Source organism: Dolichospermum sp. LEGE 00246 (assembly GCF_015207865.1).
GTDB lineage: Bacteria > Cyanobacteriota > Cyanobacteriia > Cyanobacteriales > Nostocaceae > Dolichospermum > Dolichospermum heterosporum.
The window spans coordinates 1-2,342 of record NZ_JADEWA010000628.1; the positions used below are offsets into that span (position 1 = coordinate 1).

Consider the following 2,342-nt stretch of genomic DNA (forward strand, 5'->3'; position numbering starts at 1 on the left):
TTTAAGATTAATTAATTGTCTCAATCAAAAAACGTCTAAACTATGATTTGTGTGATTAATTTGATTTTTATGATTAATTAATCATTTCAATCATCTAAATCAAAAAAATCACAGTTTAGACAGTTTAGATATTATTCAGATGCTAATAACTCCCGAATGACGCGAGTTACGGCTTTCTGGGTGACGCGAGTGGCAATTTGTTGACTTAAAAGTTGGACTCCTGGATTAACAATGATTTGGGCTAATTGAGGAGCAAATTTTGTGGCATCAAAGCCTTTAGTGTCTTGTAAAATTCCCCCAATGCGTTGAATATATTCTAAGGTTTGTTGTTGTTCAACTGAGGCTGAAGGAATTTGATGAACTGCGGTAATTCCTACCTTTTCTCGAAGTACATAAGTGAAGTTATGCAAGGCATTTTTACTGACAGCATCTATACTATTGAAAAATTCATCAACTAATCTATCACGAATAAATGCACCTCGGTCAGAGGAGAGAAATTCTACTCCTTGATTAACGACTAAGTTCAGATCATATTCTTGGTTGCTGCGGGCATTTTTTAGCAGGTTTTCTAAACGATTCCAGCGGAATTTCCCATCTTTAAACAGTAATTCTTGTAATGATGTTCTTAACTCGTTTGCGGGATCTGTTAACAGCCTTTTAGCAACATAAGGATAGGCTTCACTGAGAACTTTGAAATCGGGATCTATATAGATTGCAATTCCTTCCAAAGTCACAAGCGAACGAATAATTAAGGCGTAATATGGGGGAACACGGAAAGGATATTCATACATTAAAGCCGATAAATCATCGGTGATGCTTTTAATATTCAAATCCGCGACACTTGCACCTTGGGCGTTAGCAAATACTTTGGCAAAAGCAGGAATAATGGGAGTTAGGTCTGTTTCGGGAGTGAGAAATTCTAGCTTTACATAGTCTTTTGCTAAACTATCAAATTCCCGATTAACGACGTGGACAATTGCTTCAATTAAACCATAACGTTGGGCTGGTTTCACTTCGCTCATCATGCCAAAATCGAGATAAGCTAATTTACCATCCATTGTTGCTAATAAGTTACCTGGGTGGGGGTCAGCGTGGAAAAATCCATGTTCTAATAATTGACGCAAAGAACATTGGACTCCAACTTCAATTAAATACCGGGCATTGATTCCTAAAGCGGCGATTTTTTCGGGTTGAGTTAATTTGATGCCGTTAATCCACTCCATCGTTAAAACGCGACGGTTGGTGTATTCCCAGTAAATTTTTGGTACATAAATATCCTTCATGTGACCATATAATTCAAAAAAGCGTTCTGCATTTTCGCCTTCATGAATATAGTCCATTTCTTCAAAAATGCGATCGCCTAACTCATCCAAAATTCCGACTAAATCACTACGTACCCGCTTGAGATTCCGCTGTACCCAAGCAGCCAGTTTCCGCAAAATATACAAATCTATCGTAATTCGTTCCCGTAAATCTGGACGTTGGACTTTAATCGCTACTTCTTCCCCAGTTTTCAATCTGCCTTTATATACTTGTCCCAAGGAAGCCGCCGCAATCGGTTGTAACGAAAATTCTGCGTAAATTTCTGACGGTGTTGCTCCCAATTCTTCCTGAATAAATTGGTAAGCTATTTCATTAGGAAAAGCTGGTAATTGATCTTGGAGTCTAGTTAATTCTTCTAGGTAAATTGGTGGGACTAGATCTGGTCTAGTGGATAAAGCTTGACCAATTTTAATGTAAGCTGGTCCTAGCTTTGTTAATAACTCTCTCAGTTGAACAGCGCGACGACGTTCATTTTTAACCAAAATTCTCCATTGCTTATCCCACCATAACCCGAAGACAAAGGCAAGAATTGGTTTTAAAACCGTCAGAATCCGCCGGACAACTTGCAGGAATCGCCCACTATACTGTGCTGCTATTTCCACAGGATCATACAGCACCGACTCCGGTTCAGATCCTGTCCTCACTTTGTGCCTTGGCTGTTGAGAAGCCTGCGCCGATTTGATTACTACCGTCTGTGTACTTTGTTCTGCTACTACCTCAATCACGGACAATTCGCCTCCGCGACTGTCCTCCTGACTTGTTCGAGAACTAGGGGGAAGTGTCTTAACCATCATGAAGAAGCCACCAGTTAAATCAACGTTGTTAAATATTGTAACAATATCTTGTCTTTTCGGGATATATTCGCAAATTAGAAATTCTTGCTGCTAGTTTTCTTGTTAACGGTCGAGTTTTAGTATATTTAAGTAAAATATAACACAAATATATACGTTTAATGACGCTTGTGTAAGTTGTGTTAAATGTTTTACCCCTCCCTAACCCTCCCCTTGTAAAGGGGAGGG

1 protein-coding gene is annotated in these 2,342 nt (G+C 39.1%); it reads right to left on the minus strand.

Going from position 1 to position 2,342, the window contains the following annotated elements:
- Positions 1 to 131: 131 nt before the first annotated feature.
- On the minus strand, positions 132 to 2,117 hold the full coding sequence (locus IQ228_RS24860) for an AarF/ABC1/UbiB kinase family protein (RefSeq protein ID WP_027402671.1): 1,986 nt from the start codon (positions 2,115 to 2,117) through the stop codon (positions 132 to 134).
- Positions 2,118 to 2,342: the final 225 nt, after the last annotated feature.

What these genes read in the sequence shown, in the direction of transcription:
- IQ228_RS24860 (WP_027402671.1), bottom strand. Translation starts at nt 2,117, where the DNA reads ATGATGGTTAAGACACTTCCCCCTAGTTCTCGAACAAGTCAGGAGGAC.